A 17,867-nucleotide genomic window follows, 5' to 3' on the forward strand; every position below is an offset into this window, starting at 1 on the left:
GTGTCCCGGCCCTACGGGCAGGTACTCTCATCGCGATATGAGCACCGAGAACCTCCCCCAGAGCCCCGAGCAGCCGTCCCGCAAGCCGCGTGTGGCCGTCGTGTTCGGCGGGCGCAGCTCCGAACACGGGATCTCCGTGGTCACCGCCGGCGCCGTCCTCAAGGCCATCGACCGGACCGCGTACGACGTCCTGCCGATCGGCATCACCACGGACGGCCGCTGGGCGCTCACCGCCGACGAGCCGGAACGCATGGCGATCACCGACCGCCGCACGCCCAGCGTCGACCAGCTCGCCGAGTCGACGGAGGGCGGCGTGGTGCTCCCCGTCGACCCCGCCAGCCGCGAAGTCGTCTACAGCGAGCCGGGTTCGGTGCCCAAGGCGCTCGGCGAGGTCGACGTGGTCTTCCCGGTGCTGCACGGCCCCTACGGCGAGGACGGCACCCTCCAGGGCCTGCTGGAGCTCTCCGGCGTCCCCTACGTCGGCTCGGGCGTGCTCGCCTCGGCCGTCGGCCAGGACAAGGAGTACATGAAGCGGGTGTTCACCTCCTTCGGGCTGAAGGTCGGCCCGTACCTGGTGATCCGGCCGCGCGAGTGGCGGCTCGACGAGTCCGCCGCCCGCAAGAGGATCGTCGACTTCGCCGGCGAGCACGGCTGGCCGCTGTTCGTGAAGCCCGCCCGCGCGGGCTCGTCGATCGGCATCACCAAGGTCGACGACATCTCCGGTCTGGACGAGGCGATCGCCGAGGCCCAGCGCCACGACCCGAAGATCCTCGTCGAGGCGGCGCTGCGCGGCCGTGAGATCGAGTGCGGTGTGCTGGAGTTCGAGGACGGTCCGCGCGCCTCGCTGCCGGCCGAGATCCCGCCGCCCGACGCGCACGCGTACTACGACTTCGAGGCCAAGTACATCGACTCCACGCCCGGCATCGTGCCCGCGCCGCTGACCGACGAGGAGACGGCCGAGGTGCGCCGGCTCGCGGTGGAGGCGTTCGACGCGGCCTCCTGCGAGGGGCTGGTGCGCGCGGACTTCTTCCTCACCGAGGACGGCGAGTTCGTGATCAACGAGATCAACACCATGCCCGGCTTCACGCCCATCTCGATGTACCCGCAGATGTGGCAGGCCACCGGGGTGAGCTACCCGGAGCTGGTCGACCTGCTGGTGCGGGCGGCGCTGCGCCGGCCGACCGGGCTGCGCTGAGCCGCCACGCGCACGCCTCACGCCCGCACGCTTCAGAAGGCGATCCCCTCGGGGATCGCCTTCTTCAGGGCCGGGGCGAGATCGATCAGCACGCCCGTGCTGTCCCGTCCGTCGGCCACCTCGATCTCGACGTACGCCTCGCGGTTGGCGGTGGTGAAGCGCTGCACGTCGTCGTCCCGCGTCTCCATGAGCCAGTCGACGCCGTTCACTCCGCCCGGCACCGCGTCGGCGTCGTTCCCGTTGGCCACCTTGGGGTCGGCCATCTTCGGCGGTCGCTCGACACCGCACCGCAGTATGATCGCCACGCCGCCCCAGCCCGCGGTCAGTTCGGACGCGGGTTCGGGATCGTCGCGACTCTCACCGTCCACCTTCGCCGGCAGGGCCTCGTCCAGGTTCTGACACAGCTTGGTGACCTTCGCGTCCGGGCCGGGAACCGCCACGGACGCGCTGTCGTCTGCCGAGGAGCAGCCCGCGGCGGCGGTGATCAGCACCACGAGCGCGGACAGGACGGCGTGCCGGTGACGGAAGGAGTTCACCGGCACAGGGTAGACGGGGGCTACAGATGGACGACCGGGCAGGTCAGGGTACGGGTGATGCCGTCCACTTGCTGGACTTTGGCGACCACCATGCGACCCAGGTCGTCGACGGTGTCGGCCTGGGCGCGCACGATCACGTCGTACGGTCCGGTCACGTCCTCGGCCTGGATGACTCCAGGGATCTTGCCGATCAGCTCGGCGACGGTCGACGCCTTGCCGACCTCCGTCTGGATCAGGATGTACGCCTGTACCACGGAACCTCCAGGGCGGCCACGAGGATCATGTGGGGAAAAGGAACGCCACGGTATCGCGTCGCCGCTCCTCGCGGGGAGACCTGCGGGAACCGGGCCTTGCGCGCCGGGGTACAGACACGAGAGAAGTTGACGGTCACTTCGACCGTAGCGAGGACTCGAACGCCTCGCGACCGGGCACGGACAGGGATAGAAGGGTCGAAAGGGAAATGAAGGGCACTGTTGGTGAGCTCGGCGAGTTCGGGCTCATCAGGGAGCTCACCTCCCGCCTCACCACCACCCCGGCGGTCCGGGTCGGCCCCGGCGACGACGCCGCGGTGGTCTCCGCGCCCGACCGCAGGGTCGTGGCCAGTACCGACATCCTGCTGGAGGGCCGGCACTTCCGCCGCGACTGGTCCACGGCCTACGACGTCGGCCGCAAGGCCGCCGCGCAGAACCTCGCCGACATCGCCGCCATGGGCGCCGTGCCGACCGCGCTGCTGCTCGGTCTCGTCGTCCCCGCGGAACTGCCGGTGACCTGGCCCAGCGAGCTGATGGACGGCCTGCGCGACGAATGCCAGGTGGCCGGCGCCGCGGTCGTCGGCGGCGATGTCGTACGCGGCGACACGATCATGGTGTCGATCACCGCGCTCGGCGATCTGCGCAACCAGGAACCCGTCACCCGGGGCGGAGCGCAGCCCGGCGACCTCGTCGCGGTGACCGGCTGGCTGGGCTGGTCCGCCGCCGGACACGCGGTGCTCTCCCGCGGTTTCCGCTCGCCGCGCGCCTTCGTCGAGGCACACCGGCGCCCCGAACCGCCGTACCACGCGGGACCGGCCGCCGCCGGGCTCGGCGCCACCGCGATGTGCGACGTGAGCGACGGGCTGATCGCCGACCTCGGGCACATCGCCGAGGCCAGCAAGGTCCGCATCGACATCCGCTCCGGCGCGATCGACATCCCCTCGCAGATGAACGACATCGGCCAGGCCGTCGGCGTCGACCCCATGCAGTGGGTGCTGACCGGGGGAGAGGACCACGCGATCGTGGCGACCTTCCCGCCGGACGTGAAGCTGCCCGCCCGCTGGAAGGTGATCGGCGAGGTGCTCAACCCGTCGGCGCTGCCCCAGGTGACGGTCGACGGGGCGCCCTGGACGACCCAGGGCGGCTGGGACCACTTCGGGGACATCGAGTCATGAGCGCGCCGCCCAGGGTCCTCACCGTGGCCGGCTCCGACTCCGGCGGCGGCGCCGGCATCCAGGCCGATCTGAAGACGATGCTCGCGCTCGGCGTGCACGGCATGAGCGTGCTCACCGCGGTGACCGCGCAGAACTCCCTGGGCGTGCAGGGCGCCTGGGAGCTGCCCGTGGAGGCGGTGCGGGCCCAGTACCGCAGCGTCGTCGACGACATCGGGGTGCAGGCGGTCAAGACCGGCATGCTGTCCTCCGCCGAACTCGTCGAGGCGGTGGCCGACTTGATCGCCGGCACGGACGCGCCGGCGGTCGTCGACCCGGTGGGGGTCTCCAAGCACGGGGACCCGCTGCTCGCGGCCTCCGCGCTGGACTCCGTACGGACGAGGCTGCTGCCGGTGGCGACGGTCGCCACCCCGAACCTGGACGAGGTGGCGCAGCTCACCGGCGTACGGGTCGAGGCGGAGGACGATCTGCGCCGGGCGGCTCGGGCGGTGCTGGAATTCGGGCCGCGCTGGGTGGTGATCAAGGGCGGGCACCTGTCCGGCGACGCCGTGGACCTGCTCACCGACGGGTCCGAGGAGCACTGGCTGCGCGCCCCGAGGCACGACAACCGCCACACCCACGGCACGGGCTGCACCCTCGCCTCGGCGATCGCCTCGGAACTGGCGAAGGACCACCCGGTACCGGAGGCGGTGAAGACAGCCAAGTCCTACGTCACCGGAGCGATAGCGTCGGGCTTCGCCCTGGGGACGGGCATAGGCCCGGTGAACCACGCCTGGAACCTGCCCCGACCACGCTGACGCGGCCGGCCGCGCCGACACTTCCCGCTCCGCGAGCAGCCGTGCCGCAGCCGCCGCTAACGCGGGCAGCCGCAGTCGCCGCTCGGCGACCCGCAGGCAGTCGCGCCTCTGCTCCACGCTCCGCGAGCAGTCGCGCCGCTGCCCCTTCCGTTCCCGCGGGCGGCCGCGCCCCCGTCCCCGCGTTCCCGCGTTCCCGCGGGCAGTCGTGCCTCCCCCAGTGCCTTAAGGGCCTGGGAGGTGCCCCCAGCGGCACGGGTGGGCGATGGGGGTACCTCCCGCTCGAGCGGAGCCGAGAGTGGGGGAGGCACCCCGTAAGCGCCGGGCCGCGCAACCCCACCCCCGGCCCGCACCAACACGGGGCACCCCGTAAAGCGCGCCGGGCTGCGCAACACCCCCGGTCCACCCCACGCCGGCCACCTTGCAACCGCGCCGGCCCACAGCAAGAAGCCGGCCCACCCCAAGGTGGACCGGCTGTTGCGGCGAAACCGACTATGGCCGCGCGCTCAGCGAAAGCGTCAGCGCGAGACCTTGCCGGCCTTGATGCACGAGGTGCAGGCGTTCACGCGCTTCGGCGTCCCGCCGACCACGGTACGCACGCGCTGGATGTTCGGGTTCCAGCGACGGGGCGTACGGCGGTGCGAGTGCGAGATGTTGTTGCCGAAGCCCGGCCCCTTGCCGCAGACGTCGCAGTTGGCAGCCACGGGTCACTCCAAAGACTTCAGATGCACTTACGGTTGATCCCGGCATGCCGGGATCGAATTCCGGGCTCCAGGAGCCCTGTGGAATCTGAGTGGCGTTGCCAGGGGAGAGGCCCGATCAGATCGGGCAACCGGAGCAGCATACAACGGCTGCACCCGTAGAACGAAACTACCACGGCAGCTCAGGGGCCCGCCTCCGGCCCTCTTCCGGCGGGCGGCGCCCCACGGTCTACGCTGCCTGCCACGGCCGGCAGCTCAAGGAGGCGCAGGTGGCGCAGGTGCCGCAGACATTCTTCGATGCTCTCGCGGTGCGCTCCTGGTGCGGTCTCGCGCTCGAGGCGCTGGGACGGGCCCGTGAGGAGATCGACGCGATCAACGTCTACCCGGTGGCGGACGGGGACACCGGGACGAACCTCTATCTGACCGTCGAGTCGGCGACCGCGGCGGTGGAAGCGGTGTTCGAGGGGCACCGGGCCGGCGGGGACCGGCGGCCGGCGCTCGCCGACGCCGTACGGGCGATGGCGCACGGCGCGCTGATCGGCGCCCGCGGCAACTCCGGGACGATCCTGGCGCAGCTGCTGCGCGGCATGGCCCAGGTGCTGGCAGGTGACGACGCCCCGGCGCACGCCGACGGGCAGGGGCTGCGGACCGCCCTGCGGCATGCGGCCGACTCCGCGCGCCAGGCCGTCGCCCACCCCGTCGAGGGCACGGTCCTCACCGTCGCCTCGGCCGCCGCCGACGCGGCCGGCCGGGCGGAGGGCGACTGCGGGGCGGTGGCGCGGGCGGCCCACGAGGGAGCCCGCGCGGCACTCGCCGAGACCCCGGCCCGGCTGGCCGTCCTCCAGCGCGCCGGAGTGGTCGACGCGGGCGGCAGGGGCCTGGTGGCGGTGCTCGCGGCACTGGTGGAGACGTTCACGGGGGAGGCGCCGCGGGCGATGCCCGCGGTGGGGGGCCCGTGGAGCGGCTCCGTGCGCACCACGGGTCCCGGGCTGCGCACGCGCGTGGAGCATGTGGCCGAGCCGCCCGCCGAAGGCGTGGCGGACCCGGGGGACGGGGAGCGTCGCCACGCGCGCGTGGCGGTGCGTGGAGATCTCCCCCAGGGGTCCGCCGACCCCGCCGAACCCGGTGAGTGCGCCGACGCCGGGGCCGTACCGGGGGCCGGCGGTCCGGCCTTCGAGGTGATCTATCTCCTGGAGGCCGGGGACGCGGCCGTCGCGCGGCTGCGCGACCGGCTCGACGCGCTGGGCGACTCGCTCGTGGTGGTCGGCGGGGACGGACTGTGGAACGTCCATGTGCACGTCGACGACGCGGGCGCCGCCGTGGAGGCCGGGGTCGAGGCCGGACGGCCGTACCGGATCCGGATCACCCACTTCGGCGCGGGGGACGTCCACACGACCGGGACCGAGCCGACGGCGACGGCGCCCGGGGAGCGCGCTCAGCGGGCCGTCGTGGCCGTGGTGCCCGGCGAGGGCCTGGCGGGGCTGTACGCCGAGGCGGGCGCGACGACCGTGCTCGCCCGTCCCGGGGAGCCGCCCGCGAGCGGCGAACTCGTCCAGGCCGTACGGCGCGCGCACGCGCGGGAGGTGGTGCTGCTGCCCAACGACGCCGACCTGCGCCACACCGCCGCCGCGGCGGCCGAGCAGGTCCGGGCGGAGGGCGTCCGGGTGGCCCTCATCCCGACCCGCTCCGCGGTCCAGGGCATCGCGGCGCTCGCGGTGCACGAGCCGGAGCGCCGCTTCGACGAGGACGTGGTGTCGATGACGTCGGCGGCGGGCGCGACCCGCTACGCCGAGGTCACCGTCGCCGAGCGCCAGTCCTGGACCATGGCGGGCATCTGCCAGGCCGGGGACGTCCTCGGCCTGGTCGACGGGGACGTGGCCGTGATCGGACAGGACCTCACGGCCACCGCCGAGGCCGTCCTCGACCGCATGCTCGCGGCCGGCGGCGAACTGGTCACCCTGGTCCTCGGCGACGGCGCCCCCGCATCCGTCGCCGCCCACCTGGAGACCCGCGTCCGCGAGGGCTACCTCGCCGTCGACACGGTGGTGTACCACGGCGGCAGGCAGGGCGCCCTGCTGCTCATCGGGGTGGAGTGACACACGTTGTCAGTGGTGTGGTGTCCAATGGATGCCGTGCCCGCACTGGAAGAACCACTGAAGAAGGTGCTCGGCCCCGCCACCGCGAAGGTGATGGCCGAGCACCTCGGCCTGCACACCGTCGGCGACCTCCTGCACCACTACCCGCGCAGGTACGAGGAGCGCGGCCAGCTCACCCACCTCGCCGACCTCCCCATGGACGAGCACGTCACGGTGGTCGCCCAGGTCGCCGACGCCCGCCTGCACACCTTCGCCTCCGCCAAGGCCCCGCGCGGCAAGGGCCAGCGCCTGGAGGTGACCATCACGGACGGCAGCGGCCGGCTGCAACTGGTCTTCTTCGGCGCCGGAGTCCACAAACCGCACAAGGAACTCCTGCCGGGCACCCGCGCGATGTTCGCCGGCAGGGTCTCCGTCTTCAACCGGCGCCTCCAACTCGCCCATCCCGCGTACGAGTTGCTGCGCGGTGACGCCGAGGAGGCGGTTGAGACCTGGGCCGGCGCCCTCATCCCCATCTACCCCGCCACCGCCAAGCTGGAGTCCTGGAAGATCGGCAAGGCGCTCCAGACGGTCCTGCCCAGCGCCCAGGAGGCCGTCGACCCGCTCCCGGAGTCCCTCCGCGCGGGCCGCGGACTGGCCGCCCTCCCCGAGGCCCTGCTGAAGATCCACCGCCCGCACACCAAGGCGGACATCGAGGACGCCCGCGCCCGCCTCAAATGGGACGAGGCCTTCGTCCTCCAGGTCGCCCTCGCCCGCCGCCGCCACGCCGACGCACAACTCCCCGCCGTGGCCCGCCGCCCCGAGCCGGACGGCCTCCTCGCCGCCTTCGACGACCGCCTCCCCTTCACCCTCACCGAGGGCCAGCGGAAGGTCTCCGCCGAGATCTTCACCGACCTCGCCACCGAACACCCCATGCACCGCCTGCTCCAGGGCGAGGTCGGTTCGGGCAAGACACTGGTCGCCCTGCGCGCCATGCTCGCCGTCGTCGACGCGGGCGGGCAGGCGGCGATGCTCGCGCCCACCGAAGTCCTCGCCCAGCAGCACCACCGGTCGGTCACCGAGATGATGGGGGAGCTGGCCGAGGGAGGGATGCTCGGGGGAGCGGAGACCGCCACCAAGGTGGTGCTGCTCACCGGGTCCATGGGGGCGGCGGCGCGGCGCCACGCGCTGCTCGACCTGGCCACCGGCGAGGCCGGTGTCGTCATCGGCACGCACGCGCTGATCGAGGACAAGGTGAAGTTCCACGACCTGGGCCTGGTCGTGGTCGACGAACAGCACCGCTTCGGTGTGGAGCAGCGCGACGCCCTGCGCGGCAAGGGCAAACAGCCCCCGCACCTGCTCGTCATGACCGCCACCCCCATCCCGCGCACGGTCGCGATGACGGTCTTCGGCGACCTGGAGACCTCCGTCCTCGACCAGCTCCCGGCCGGCCGCTCGCCCATCGCCAGCCATGTCGTCCCGGCCGCCGACAAGCCGCACTTCCTCGCCCGCGCCTGGGAACGGGTCCGCGAGGAGGTCGCGAACGGCCACCAGGCGTACGTGGTCTGCCCGCGCATCGGTGACGAGGAGGACGACCCGAAGAAGGCCGGCAAGAAGAAGTCCCCCGAGGACGAGGCGGAGAAGCGGCCCCCGCTCGCCGTCCTCGACATCGCGGAGCAGCTCGCGGGAGGGCCGCTGCGAGGGCTCCGGGTCGAGGTCCTGCACGGGCGCATGCAGCCCGACGACAAGGACGCCGTCATGCGCCGCTTCGCCGCCGGCGAGGCCGACGTCCTGGTCGCCACCACCGTCATCGAGGTCGGGGTCAACGTCCCCAACGCCACCGCGATGGTGATCATGGACGCCGACCGCTTCGGCGTCTCCCAGCTCCACCAGCTGCGCGGCCGGGTCGGCCGCGGCTCGGCCCCGGGCCTGTGTCTGCTGGTCACCGAGATGCCCGAGGCGAGCGCGGCCCGGCAGCGGCTGAACGCCGTCGCCGCCACCCTCGACGGCTTCGAACTCTCCCGCATCGACCTGGAGCAGCGCCGCGAGGGCGACGTCCTGGGCCAGGCCCAGTCCGGCACCCGCTCCAGCCTGCGCATGCTCGCCGTCATCGACGACGAGGAGATCATCGCCGAGGCGAGGGAGGAAGCGGCGGCGGTGGTGACCGCGGACCCGGACCTGACGAACCTGCCCGCCCTGCGCACGGCCCTGGACGCACTGCTGGACGAGGAGCGGGAGCAGTACTTGGAGAAGGGGTGAGCGGCGGCACCCCGAAGGGGCGCGGGGCTGTGCCGGCATACGGCTCCGCCGCGCGGGCGCGGGCGACCACGACGAACCCGCGGCCGCCCACGACGCGAGGCAGTCCCCGTCCCCACCTGCCAGACTGAACCCACAGCGCCCCCACAACCAAGGACTGAGATGACCCGCGTGATCGCCGGCGCAGCCGGCGGACGTCGCCTGGCCGTTCCGCAGGGAACCGGCACACGCCCCACCTCCGACCGCGCGCGCGAAGGCCTCTTCTCCACCTGGCAGTCCCTGCTCGGCGGCCCGTTGGACGGCGAACGCGTCCTCGACCTGTACGCCGGCTCCGGCGCCGTCGGCCTGGAGGCCCTGTCCCGCGGCGCCGGACACGTCCTGCTCGTGGAGGCCGACGCCCGCGCCGTCCGCACGGTCCGGGAGAACGTGAAGTCGCTCGGACTCCCCGGCGCCGAGGTCGGATCCGGCAAAGCGGAACAGATCATCCGCACCGCGCCCCCGCACGGGCCGTACGACATCGTCTTCCTCGACCCGCCCTACGCCGTCTCGGACGACGATCTCCGCGAGATCCTGCTCACACTCCGCTCGGGGGGCTGGCTCGCCGAAGAAGCCCTCGTCACCGTGGAGCGCAGCACCCGAGGCGGGGAATTCGCCTGGCCGCCCGGCTTCGAGGGGATCCGGGCCCGCCGCTACGGCGAGGGAACGTTTTGGTACGGTCGCGCCGCCTCTACGTGCGAAGACGCACGATGACCGGACCGGAGAGCGAGGGATCACAAGTGCGCCGCGCCGTATGCCCCGGGTCGTTCGACCCGATCACCAACGGACACCTCGACATCATCGCCCGGGCCTCCCGGCTGTACGACGAGGTCTACGTCGCGGTGATGATCAACCAGTCCAAGAAGGGCCTGTTCGAGATCGATGAGCGGATCGACCTGATCCGCCGGGTCACCGCCGAGTACGGCAACGTCCGCGTCGAGGCCTTCCACGGCCTGCTGGTCGACTTCTGCAAGCAGCGCGACATCCCCGCCATCGTCAAGGGCCTGCGCGCGGTCAGCGACTTCGACTACGAGCTGCAGATGGCCCAGATGAACAACGGTCTCTCGGGCGTGGAGACCCTCTTCGTCCCCACCAACCCCACCTACAGCTTCCTGTCCTCCTCGCTCGTCAAGGAGGTCGCGGCCTGGGGCGGCGACGTCGCCCACCTGGTGCCGCCGGAGGTTCTGACGGCCCTCACCGAACGCCTGGGCCAGGACTGACCGTCGGTACCGGCCGCCCGGTGTCCACCGGACGCCCCAGGGCCGTACAGTCGTCCCGTCCGTCTCCAACACAGCTGTAGAGAGTGGCGAGCACACGGTGGACGTGCAGAAGAAGCTCGATGAGATCGTCGCCGCGGTCTCCAGTGCCCGGTCGATGCCCATGTCGGCCTCGTGCGTGGTCAACCGCGCCGAACTGCTCTCGATGCTCGAGGAGGTGCGCGCGGCGCTGCCCGACTCCCTCGCGCAGGCCGAGGAACTGATCGGCGGCCGGGAGCAGATGGTCGAGCAGGCCCGCCAGGAGGCCGAGCGGATCATCGAGGGCGCGCACGCCCAGCGCGGCTCCCTGATCTCCGACACGGAGATCGCCCGCCGCTCCCAGTCCGAGGCCGACCGGATCCTCGAGGAGGCCCGCAAGGAGGCCGAGGAGGTCCGCGCGGAGGCCGACGACTACGTCGACTCCAAGCTGGCCAACTTCGAGGTCGTCCTCACCAAGACGCTCGGCTCGGTCGGCCGCGGCCGCGAGAAGCTGCTCGGCACCGGACCCGGCCTCGACGAGCAGGGCTACGAGGACGAGGACGCCCCCGAGCGCAGCCACGACCCGGAGACCCTGCGCCGCAGCGCCGACGAATACGTCGACGTCAAGCTCGGCGCCTTCGAGGCGGTCCTCGCCAAGACCCTGGAGGCGGTCGGGAAGGGCCGGCAGAAGCTGCACGGCCGGATCGCCAGCGACGACCTCGGCGCCCTCGCCGACGACCCGACGACCGTCCAGCACTCCAGCGACGCCGACTACCTCGCCGACCTCGCGTCCCTCGCCGAGCGGGACGCCGCCCCGGCCAAGCAGCCCGAGCCGCACCAGCCCTACGCCCAGCCGGAGCCCGCGTACGGCTACCAGCAGCAGTACGACGGCCGGCAGGACGCCTACGGCTATCAGCAGGACGCCTACTCCCCCACCTCCGGCTACGCTCCGGCGGGAGGTGCCCCCATCCAGCAGGCCGACCCGTACGCCGCCGCGTACCAGGGCTACGACACGCAGGGGCAGGCGTACGACCCGAACCAGGGGCAGCAGGCCGGGCACGACCAGCAGGCGCAGCAGGCCCAGCAGGGCTACGCCCTGGACGAGACCAGCCTCTTCGACACCAGCATGATCACGCCCGAGCAGCTGCGGGCCTACGAGCGCGAGCGGGGTCTGTAGGGGCGGATTGGGACGAGAGCGAAAGGTCCAGTATCCTGGCCCTTCGGTCGCGCTTACGTCCGCGATCCACGCTGCCCAAGAACATCGCACGGCAGTGGTATCTCCGAGCCCGAAGACCGGAAGCAGGAATGGCCCCGAACGCCCGCCTCGACCACCGCAACCCCCTCGTGTTCGACACGCACGAGCTGGGACGGCGGCCCGGTGCGCTGCAGCGCCTGACCCGTACGGTCGACGCTCCCCAGGACTTCGGGATCAAGGACGTCATCGGAGTGCCGGAAGGCGCCCCGGTGGAGCTGGAACTCCGGCTCGAGTCGGTCATGGAAGGTGTGCTCGTCACAGGCACCGCCCGTGCCAAGGCCGAGGGGGAGTGCGTAAGGTGTCTGGAGCCGCTGGAGCAGGAGCTCGAAGCGGACTTCCAGGAGATGTTCTCGTACCCTGACGCCGACGACCGGGGCCGCGTGATCGCGGAGCCGGGCGACGACGCCGAGGACGACGAGGACAGGCTCTTTCTCGAGGACGGCCTGTTCGACCTCGAGCCTGTGCTGCGTGATGCGGTGGTGCTCGCACTGCCGATGCAGCCGGTGTGCCGGGAAGACTGCCCGGGTCTGTGCTCCGAGTGCGGAGCACGGCTCGCTGACGACCCGGACCACCACCACGATGCCGTCGACATCCGTTGGGCGGCTTTGCAGGGACTCGCCGGCACCATGTCGGACGGCGAGAAGGACGAGATGAGCGGCGCCGAACCGGGCGTCGACGAGAAGCAGGAGAAGTAGCCGTGGCTGTTCCGAAGCGGAAGATGTCGCGCAGCAACACGCGCCACCGCCGGTCGCAGTGGAAGGCTGCGGTCCCCACCCTGGTTGCGTGCGAGCGCTGCCACGAGCCCAAGCAGCAGCACATCGCGTGCCCGTCTTGCGGCACTTACAACAAGCGCCAGGTCCTCGAGGTCTGAGCGGCTGGTGAGAGGCACTGTGTCGACGCCGAAGAAGAACTCAGCGGACCACCAGGCCTCGTCCCACACGCTTCTGGAAGGGCGGCTCGGCTACCAGCTCGAGTCCGCCCTTCTGGTGCGTGCGCTGACCCACCGTTCCTACGCGTACGAGAACGGCGGTCTGCCGACGAACGAGCGGCTGGAGTTCCTCGGGGACTCCGTGCTCGGCCTCGTCGTCACGGACACGCTGTACAACACCCACCCCGACCTGCCCGAAGGCCAGCTGGCCAAGCTGCGGGCCGCGGTGGTCAACTCGCGTGCGCTGGCGGAGGTGGGCCGCGGGCTCGACCTGGGCTCCTTCATCCGGCTCGGCCGCGGTGAAGAGGGCACGGGCGGCCGGGACAAGGCGTCCATCCTCGCCGACACCCTGGAAGCGGTGATCGGCGCCGTCTATCTCGACCAGGGCCTCGACGCGGCCTCCGAACTGGTGCACCGCCTGTTCGACCCCCTGATCGAGAAGTCCTCGAACCTCGGAGCCGGCCTGGACTGGAAGACCAGTCTCCAGGAGCTCACCGCGACCGAGGGACTCGGCGTGCCCGAGTACCTGGTCACGGAGACCGGCCCCGACCACGAGAAGACCTTCACTGCTGCCGCCCGCGTCGGAGGCGTCTCGTACGGCACCGGCACCGGCCGCAGCAAGAAGGAGGCGGAGCAGCAGGCCGCCGAGTCCGCGTGGCGGTCCATCCGGGCCGCGGCGGACGAGCGGGCCAAGGCGGCGGCGGAGGCCGAGGAGGCCGTCCGGACCGCCGAAGCCGATGCCTCCGGGAAGAGCGCCGACGCCCCGTCGGCCTCCGCCTGAAAGAACAGCGCGACCCGAGCGCCCGCACTCTCCTGGAGGGCGGGCGCTCGCGGCGCCAGAGCCTGTCCGGCCGTCCGGGCCGGAGCCGGACGGACGGCCTCGACGCGACGGGCCCCTTCGCGCACGGCGGACTCCTCGGGCACGGGGGATCCCTCGCGCACGAGGGAGAGGCCGAGCGCGGCACGCCGACCGCCGCCCTCCGGACAGCCGCCAGTACACCGGTCCTTGGAGGGACACCATGCCCGAGCTGCCCGAGGTCGAGGTCGTACGGCGCGGACTCGAGCGGTGGGTCGCCCACCGGACCGTCGCCGACGCCGAGGTGCTGCATCCCCGCGCGGTACGCCGTCACGTCGCCGGCGCCGACGACTTCGCCCACCGGCTCAAGGGGCACCGCATCGGCGTCCCCAGCCGCCGCGGCAAGTACCTGTGGCTGCCCCTGGAGGACACCGGCCAGTCGGTCCTGGCCCACCTCGGTATGAGCGGCCAACTGCTGGTCCAGCCGCACACGGCACCGGACGAGAAGCACCTGCGCATCCGCGTCCGCTTCACCGACGCCCTGGACACCGAACTCCGCTTCGTCGACCAGCGGACCTTCGGCGGTCTGTCGCTGCACGACACCACCCCCGACGGACTGCCCGACGTCATCGCGCACATCGCCCGGGACCCCCTCGACCCGCTCTTCGACGAGGAGGCGTTCCACCAGGCGCTGCGCCGCAAGCGGACCACCGTCAAGCGGGCCCTGCTCGACCAGTCACTGATCAGCGGCGTCGGCAACATCTACGCCGACGAGGCGCTGTGGCGGGCCCGCATCCACTACGAGCGCCCCACGGCCGGCTTCACCCGCCCGCGCACCCTGCTCCTGCTGGGTCACGTCCGGGACGTCATGAACGCCGCGCTCGCGGTGGGCGGCACCAGCTTCGACAGCCTCTACGTCAACGTCAACGGGGAGTCCGGCTACTTCGACCGGTCCCTGGACGCGTACGGCCGTGAGGGTCTGCCCTGCCGCCGCTGCGGTACGCCGATGCGCCGACGGGCGTGGATGAACCGGTCCAGCTACTTCTGCCCGAGGTGTCAGCGGGCGCCGCGCGTCCCGTCGTAGCGCTCACGCGCTTGGAGCACCGCGTCCATGCTGCCCTCGACGCACTGGATGAGGGAGAGCAGACGCCGGGCGACCTCGTGGCCCAGCGGGGTCAGTTCGTAGTCCACGCGGGGCGGGTTGGTGGGCTGGGCCTCGCGGTGCACCAGCCCGTCGCGCTCCAGCGCGTGCAGCGTCTGGGAGAGCATCTTCTCACTCACCCCGTCGACCCGGCGGCGCAGCTCGTTGAACCGGAGCGAGCCCTCATGGAGCGCGCCGAGGGTCAGCGCGCCCCAGCGCCCGGTCACATGCTCCAGCGTGCCGCGGGACGGGCACGCCTTGGCGAACACGTTGAAGGCGAGCTCCTGCTCCTCCGGGCGCTGCGTGGTCGTCATAGGTCAAGCCTACTTCAGAGCAGCGCTAACCGACAGGTTGCACTAACTAGAAGTTAGTGCTTTCCTTTCCACATTGCTGGCGGGCTGCTGCTTCGCCTGTTCCCTCGCTTCCCCAAGAGCCCTTCCGAGGAGTGCCCACCGTGACCACCCCTGTCGTTTCCATCGCCCATCACTCCGGCTTCGGCCACACCGCCGTCCTCGCCGAAGCCGTGCGCGCGGGTGCCGCCGACACCGGTGCCGAGGTGCATCTGATCGACGTCGGGACGATCACCGAGGAGCAGTGGGCGATCCTGGACCGCTCGGACGCCATCGTGTTCGGCTCCCCGACCTACATGGGCACCGCCTCCGCGGCCTTCCACGCCTTCGCCGAGGCCACCTCGAAGCGCTGGGGGGACCAGGTGTGGCGGGACAAGCTCGCCGCGGGATTCACCAACTCGGGTTCGAAGAGCGGCGACAAGCTGCACACCCTGCAGTTCTTCCAGATCCTCGCCGCGCAGCTCGGCATGCACTGGGTCAACCTCGGCCTGCTGCCGGGCTGGAACAGCAGCACGGCCTCGGAGAACGACCTCAACCGCCTCGGCGTGTTCGCCGGCGCCGCCGCCCAGACCAATGTCGACGAGGGCCCGGACGCCGTCCACAAGGCCGACATCGCCACGGCGGAGCACCTGGGCCGGAGGGTGGCCCGGACCGCCGAGATCTTCCTGCGGGGCCGGGCGGCCGTCGCCGCGTGACACGAAGGACGGCGGGCCGGGAAGATCCCGGCCCGCCGTCCTTCGTGCTCGTCGCGTATCGCTAGTAGCCGAAGTTCTGCGTCCACCACGGGCCGCCCGACCCCATGTGGACGCCCACGCCCAGCGTCTTGAAGTCGCAGTTCAGTATGTTCGCCTTGTGGCCGGGGCTGTCCATCCAGGCCTGCATCACGGCCGCGGCGTCGGCCTGGCCCCGGGCGATGTTCTCGCCGCCCAGGTTGCTGATGCCGGCCGTCTTGGCCCTGTCCCACGGGGTGTCGCCGTCGGGGTCGGTGTGGTCGAAGAAGCCCCGGGCGGCCATGTCGTCGCTGAACGCCGTGGCCAGGTCGGTCAGCGAGCCGCTCGCGGTGACCGGGCTGCAACCCGCCTTGGCCCGCTCCACGTTGACCAGCCGGAGCACCTCGGCACCGGCGACGGCCTCCGCGGACGAGGGCGCGGGGGCGCTCGTCTTCTTCTCCGGCTCCGGCTCCGGCGTCGCCTCGCGGGACGGTTTCTTCTCCGCGGTCTTCTCGGGGGCCGCCGCGGGCGCCTTCTTCTCCGGAGTCTTCTTCTCCGGGGTCTTCGTCGGCGCGGCCGACGCCGAGGCCGACGCGGACGGCGCGGGCGAGGCGGAGCGCTCGGCGTCACGGCTCGCCGGGGTGCCGGCGTCGCGGCCCGGGCTCTCCAGGCTGCCGGACGTGCCGCCCTGCTCGCTCGGCGAGTTGGTCGGCGCGTTCCCGGCCTGCACGCTGTCACCGGAGGTGCTGTCGCCGCCGAGCTTGTAGTTCTCCAGACCGGGTATCGCGCCGGTGGCCACCGCCACCGTGCCGAGGGCCACCGCGGCGGAGACGCCGAGCAGGCCGGTACGGACCGGGGTCGCGGCCTTCTTCTTCCGGCGCCGGTGTCCGTCGGGGCGGGGCGCGTCGCCGTCGGGCGCGAGGCCGTCGCCGGCGAAGGCGTGGCCGATCCGGTCAGGGGCGGAGCCGATCCGCTCCGGGCCCGTGGAGAAGTCGGTGCCCGAGAGGCCGGTGCCTGAGAAGTCGGTGTCTGAGAAGTCGGTGCCCGGGAAGCCGCCGCGGGTGAAGTCGCCGCCCCCAGCGGGGGTTCCGGCGCCGTCCGTCGCGTAGAGATAGGCCTCGCTCTTCGCGTACGTCTCGGCGTACGCCTGCGGGTTCAGATACGGCGCGGTGCCCATCGTGGGCGGGCCGTCCCTCCGGTCGCCCCTCGGAAGCGGGACGCCGCCGTAGGGGTCGTCGTGGGTGATCCCGGTGGCGCGGCCCGTGGCGGCGCGGCCGGCGGCGGAGCGTCGGTGGCGTCCCATGTCCTGGCCTTCCTCGTCCTCGCGGTCGACTCATGCTGGCGACCAACCCGAAACCCGATGATCACGAAACTCACACGAACGAGTGAGTTTCATATGAGATTCATGGCTGGGGACGCTACCGCATGGCGCAAGGGCCAGGTGTGCCCCAAGTGACTTTGTCCGGTTAGGTTGCAGCCATGAGCGAGGATGTGCGAATGGTCGCCTGGGTGCGCGGGCGTGTCCAAGGTGTGGGTTTCCGCTGGTTCACCCGGGCCAAGGCGCTGGAGATCGGCGGCCTGAGTGGTTTTGCTCTCAATCTGGGCGACGGCAGGGTCCAAGTGGTCGCCGAGGGCGCCCGCGAACACTGCGAGGGGCTGCTCGACTGGCTCCAGGCCGGCGACACGCCCGGACGCGTGGACGGAGTCACCGAGATCTGGGACACACCGCGCGGTGGCTACGAGGGCTTCGCCATCCGCTGATCCCGCCCGCTCCGGCGGCCCCGAGTGCCGCGGGCGGTCCGCGCGACGGGCCCTCCCCGACGAAAAAGTCCTGGTGATTGACGAGAAGGGCTTGCCGTGGGCGGCGCCGGCCGTCAGGATGATCGCCACGTCCCGAGGACCCGTGAGATTCGCGCCGCCGCCCTTCGCCGGCCGTGTGCGCCCGGTTGTCCGCCAATACGGGGCGTGATCGTGTTGACCCTCAAACTTTTTGGTGAGACGCTGAAAGCCCCGCGCACCTTAGCTGTTTGGCATGGCTGAACGGCAGCACAACTCCAGGCCTGCCAAGCACCGCGGGTGCGAATCCCTCACGACCCACACCGCATCGGTCGGTCACTCATTGTGGAGGACCATCCATCATGGCAAAGGCGCTTCTCGGTTACGTCGGCGGCTCCGACCCTCGACTCCTCGCCGAGATGCGACGGCTCCAGCAGCGCGTCCAGGACCTGGAATCCGAGCTCGTACGGATCCAGGCGGAGAACGACGCGCTTTCGGCTGCCGCTTCTCACGACAGGATCATGGAGAGCGTTGACGCACACCAGGCGGAGCCTGCGCTCACCTGATCACTGCACCGCTGATCACTGCACCGCTGATCACTTCACCGCGCTGTACGAACAGCACAGCAGTGGTCGGGCCTGCCCGTCACCACCGCCAAGCAGT

At 71.8% G+C, this 17,867-nt stretch carries 20 protein-coding genes; 15 read left to right on the forward strand and 5 right to left on the reverse strand.

Annotated elements, in window-relative coordinates; translation table 11 throughout:
• Window positions 1-37: 37 nt before the first annotated feature.
• Window positions 38-1,195, forward strand: coding sequence for a D-alanine--D-alanine ligase family protein (locus ACZ62B_RS21615; RefSeq protein ID WP_469691733.1), 1,158 nt, complete (start codon window positions 38-40; stop codon window positions 1,193-1,195).
• A gap of 32 nt (window positions 1,196-1,227) precedes the next feature.
• On the opposite strand, the gene ACZ62B_RS21620 is transcribed toward ACZ62B_RS21615, so the two are convergent.
• Both ACZ62B_RS21620 and ACZ62B_RS21625 read right to left on the reverse strand, forming a co-directional pair.
• The gene (locus ACZ62B_RS21620) at window positions 1,228-1,731 is read right to left on the reverse strand and encodes a DUF3515 domain-containing protein (protein ID WP_468719672.1); all 504 of its coding nucleotides are present in this window, start codon (window positions 1,729-1,731) and stop codon (window positions 1,228-1,230) included.
• Window positions 1,732-1,751: 20 nt separating this feature from the next.
• Window positions 1,752-1,985, reverse strand: a complete 234-nt coding sequence (locus tag ACZ62B_RS21625) for an Lrp/AsnC family transcriptional regulator (protein ID WP_037933238.1) — start codon at window positions 1,983-1,985, stop codon at window positions 1,752-1,754.
• Window positions 1,986-2,191: 206 nt separating this feature from the next.
• On the opposite strand from ACZ62B_RS21625, the gene ACZ62B_RS21630 reads away from it, so the two are divergent.
• Window positions 2,192-3,157 (forward strand): thiamine-phosphate kinase, encoded by a 966-nt coding sequence (locus ACZ62B_RS21630; protein ID WP_030866190.1) that lies wholly within the window; start codon window positions 2,192-2,194, stop codon window positions 3,155-3,157.
• Complete coding sequence (thiD, locus tag ACZ62B_RS21635; protein WP_073936458.1) at window positions 3,154-3,951, forward strand: bifunctional hydroxymethylpyrimidine kinase/phosphomethylpyrimidine kinase; 798 nt, start codon at window positions 3,154-3,156, stop codon at window positions 3,949-3,951. Before ACZ62B_RS21630 ends, thiD begins: the two co-directional genes overlap by 4 nt.
• A 515-nt stretch (window positions 3,952-4,466) precedes the next feature.
• Here thiD and rpmB read toward each other — a convergent pair.
• Window positions 4,467-4,652, reverse strand: coding sequence for a 50S ribosomal protein L28 (gene rpmB, locus ACZ62B_RS21640; protein WP_004924906.1), 186 nt, complete (start codon window positions 4,650-4,652; stop codon window positions 4,467-4,469).
• A 266-nt stretch (window positions 4,653-4,918) separates the two neighbouring features.
• On the opposite strand from rpmB, the gene ACZ62B_RS21645 reads away from it, so the two are divergent.
• From ACZ62B_RS21645 to mutM, 9 genes are all read left to right on the forward strand, one after another.
• The gene (locus tag ACZ62B_RS21645) at window positions 4,919-6,745 is read left to right on the forward strand and encodes a DAK2 domain-containing protein (protein WP_469691736.1); all 1,827 of its coding nucleotides are present in this window, start codon (window positions 4,919-4,921) and stop codon (window positions 6,743-6,745) included.
• 27 nt (window positions 6,746-6,772) lie between these two features.
• The gene (recG, locus tag ACZ62B_RS21650) at window positions 6,773-8,980 is read left to right on the forward strand and encodes an ATP-dependent DNA helicase RecG (protein ID WP_468719666.1); all 2,208 of its coding nucleotides are present in this window, start codon (window positions 6,773-6,775) and stop codon (window positions 8,978-8,980) included.
• Window positions 8,981-9,139: 159 nt separating this feature from the next.
• A complete protein-coding gene (gene rsmD / locus ACZ62B_RS21655) occupies window positions 9,140-9,727 on the forward strand; it encodes a 16S rRNA (guanine(966)-N(2))-methyltransferase RsmD (protein WP_344565735.1) in 588 nt (195 codons plus the stop codon).
• 26 nt (window positions 9,728-9,753) lie between these two features.
• Complete coding sequence (coaD, locus tag ACZ62B_RS21660) at window positions 9,754-10,233, forward strand: pantetheine-phosphate adenylyltransferase (RefSeq protein ID WP_344565733.1); 480 nt, start codon at window positions 9,754-9,756, stop codon at window positions 10,231-10,233.
• A gap of 97 nt (window positions 10,234-10,330) precedes the next feature.
• Window positions 10,331-11,425 (forward strand): ATP synthase F0 subunit B, encoded by a 1,095-nt coding sequence (locus ACZ62B_RS21665; RefSeq protein ID WP_344565731.1) that lies wholly within the window; start codon window positions 10,331-10,333, stop codon window positions 11,423-11,425.
• 128 nt (window positions 11,426-11,553) lie between these two features.
• On the forward strand, window positions 11,554-12,198 hold the full coding sequence (locus ACZ62B_RS21670) for a YceD family protein (protein WP_344565729.1): 645 nt from the start codon (window positions 11,554-11,556) through the stop codon (window positions 12,196-12,198).
• A gap of 2 nt (window positions 12,199-12,200) precedes the next feature.
• Entirely contained in the window at window positions 12,201-12,374 is a 174-nt protein-coding gene (gene rpmF, locus ACZ62B_RS21675) for a 50S ribosomal protein L32 (RefSeq protein ID WP_003951102.1), read from the forward strand.
• 19 nt (window positions 12,375-12,393) lie between these two features.
• Window positions 12,394-13,212 (forward strand): ribonuclease III, encoded by an 819-nt coding sequence (rnc, locus tag ACZ62B_RS21680; protein WP_073936465.1) that lies wholly within the window; start codon window positions 12,394-12,396, stop codon window positions 13,210-13,212.
• A 238-nt stretch (window positions 13,213-13,450) separates the two neighbouring features.
• A complete protein-coding gene (mutM, locus tag ACZ62B_RS21685; RefSeq protein ID WP_344565727.1) occupies window positions 13,451-14,311 on the forward strand; it encodes a bifunctional DNA-formamidopyrimidine glycosylase/DNA-(apurinic or apyrimidinic site) lyase in 861 nt (286 codons plus the stop codon).
• Here the strand turns inward: mutM and ACZ62B_RS21690 are convergent.
• A complete protein-coding gene (locus ACZ62B_RS21690) occupies window positions 14,284-14,682 on the reverse strand; it encodes a winged helix-turn-helix transcriptional regulator (RefSeq protein WP_344565725.1) in 399 nt (132 codons plus the stop codon). The two genes, mutM and ACZ62B_RS21690, sit on opposite strands and share 28 nt — an antisense overlap.
• 140 nt (window positions 14,683-14,822) lie before the next feature.
• Between ACZ62B_RS21690 and ACZ62B_RS21695 the strand changes: the two genes are divergently transcribed.
• Window positions 14,823-15,413, forward strand: coding sequence for a flavodoxin family protein (locus ACZ62B_RS21695; RefSeq protein WP_344565723.1), 591 nt, complete (start codon window positions 14,823-14,825; stop codon window positions 15,411-15,413).
• Window positions 15,414-15,474: 61 nt separating this feature from the next.
• On the opposite strand, the gene ACZ62B_RS21700 is transcribed toward ACZ62B_RS21695, so the two are convergent.
• Entirely contained in the window at window positions 15,475-16,731 is a 1,257-nt protein-coding gene (locus tag ACZ62B_RS21700; protein ID WP_344565707.1) for a CAP domain-containing protein, read from the reverse strand.
• A gap of 176 nt (window positions 16,732-16,907) precedes the next feature.
• On the opposite strand from ACZ62B_RS21700, the gene ACZ62B_RS21705 reads away from it, so the two are divergent.
• The gene (locus ACZ62B_RS21705; RefSeq protein WP_344565705.1) at window positions 16,908-17,189 is read left to right on the forward strand and encodes an acylphosphatase; all 282 of its coding nucleotides are present in this window, start codon (window positions 16,908-16,910) and stop codon (window positions 17,187-17,189) included.
• A 377-nt stretch (window positions 17,190-17,566) separates the two neighbouring features.
• Complete coding sequence (locus ACZ62B_RS21710) at window positions 17,567-17,770, forward strand: hypothetical protein (RefSeq protein ID WP_073936471.1); 204 nt, start codon at window positions 17,567-17,569, stop codon at window positions 17,768-17,770.
• Window positions 17,771-17,867: the final 97 nt, after the last annotated feature.

The organism is Streptomyces sp. NPDC053426, assembly GCF_055585405.1.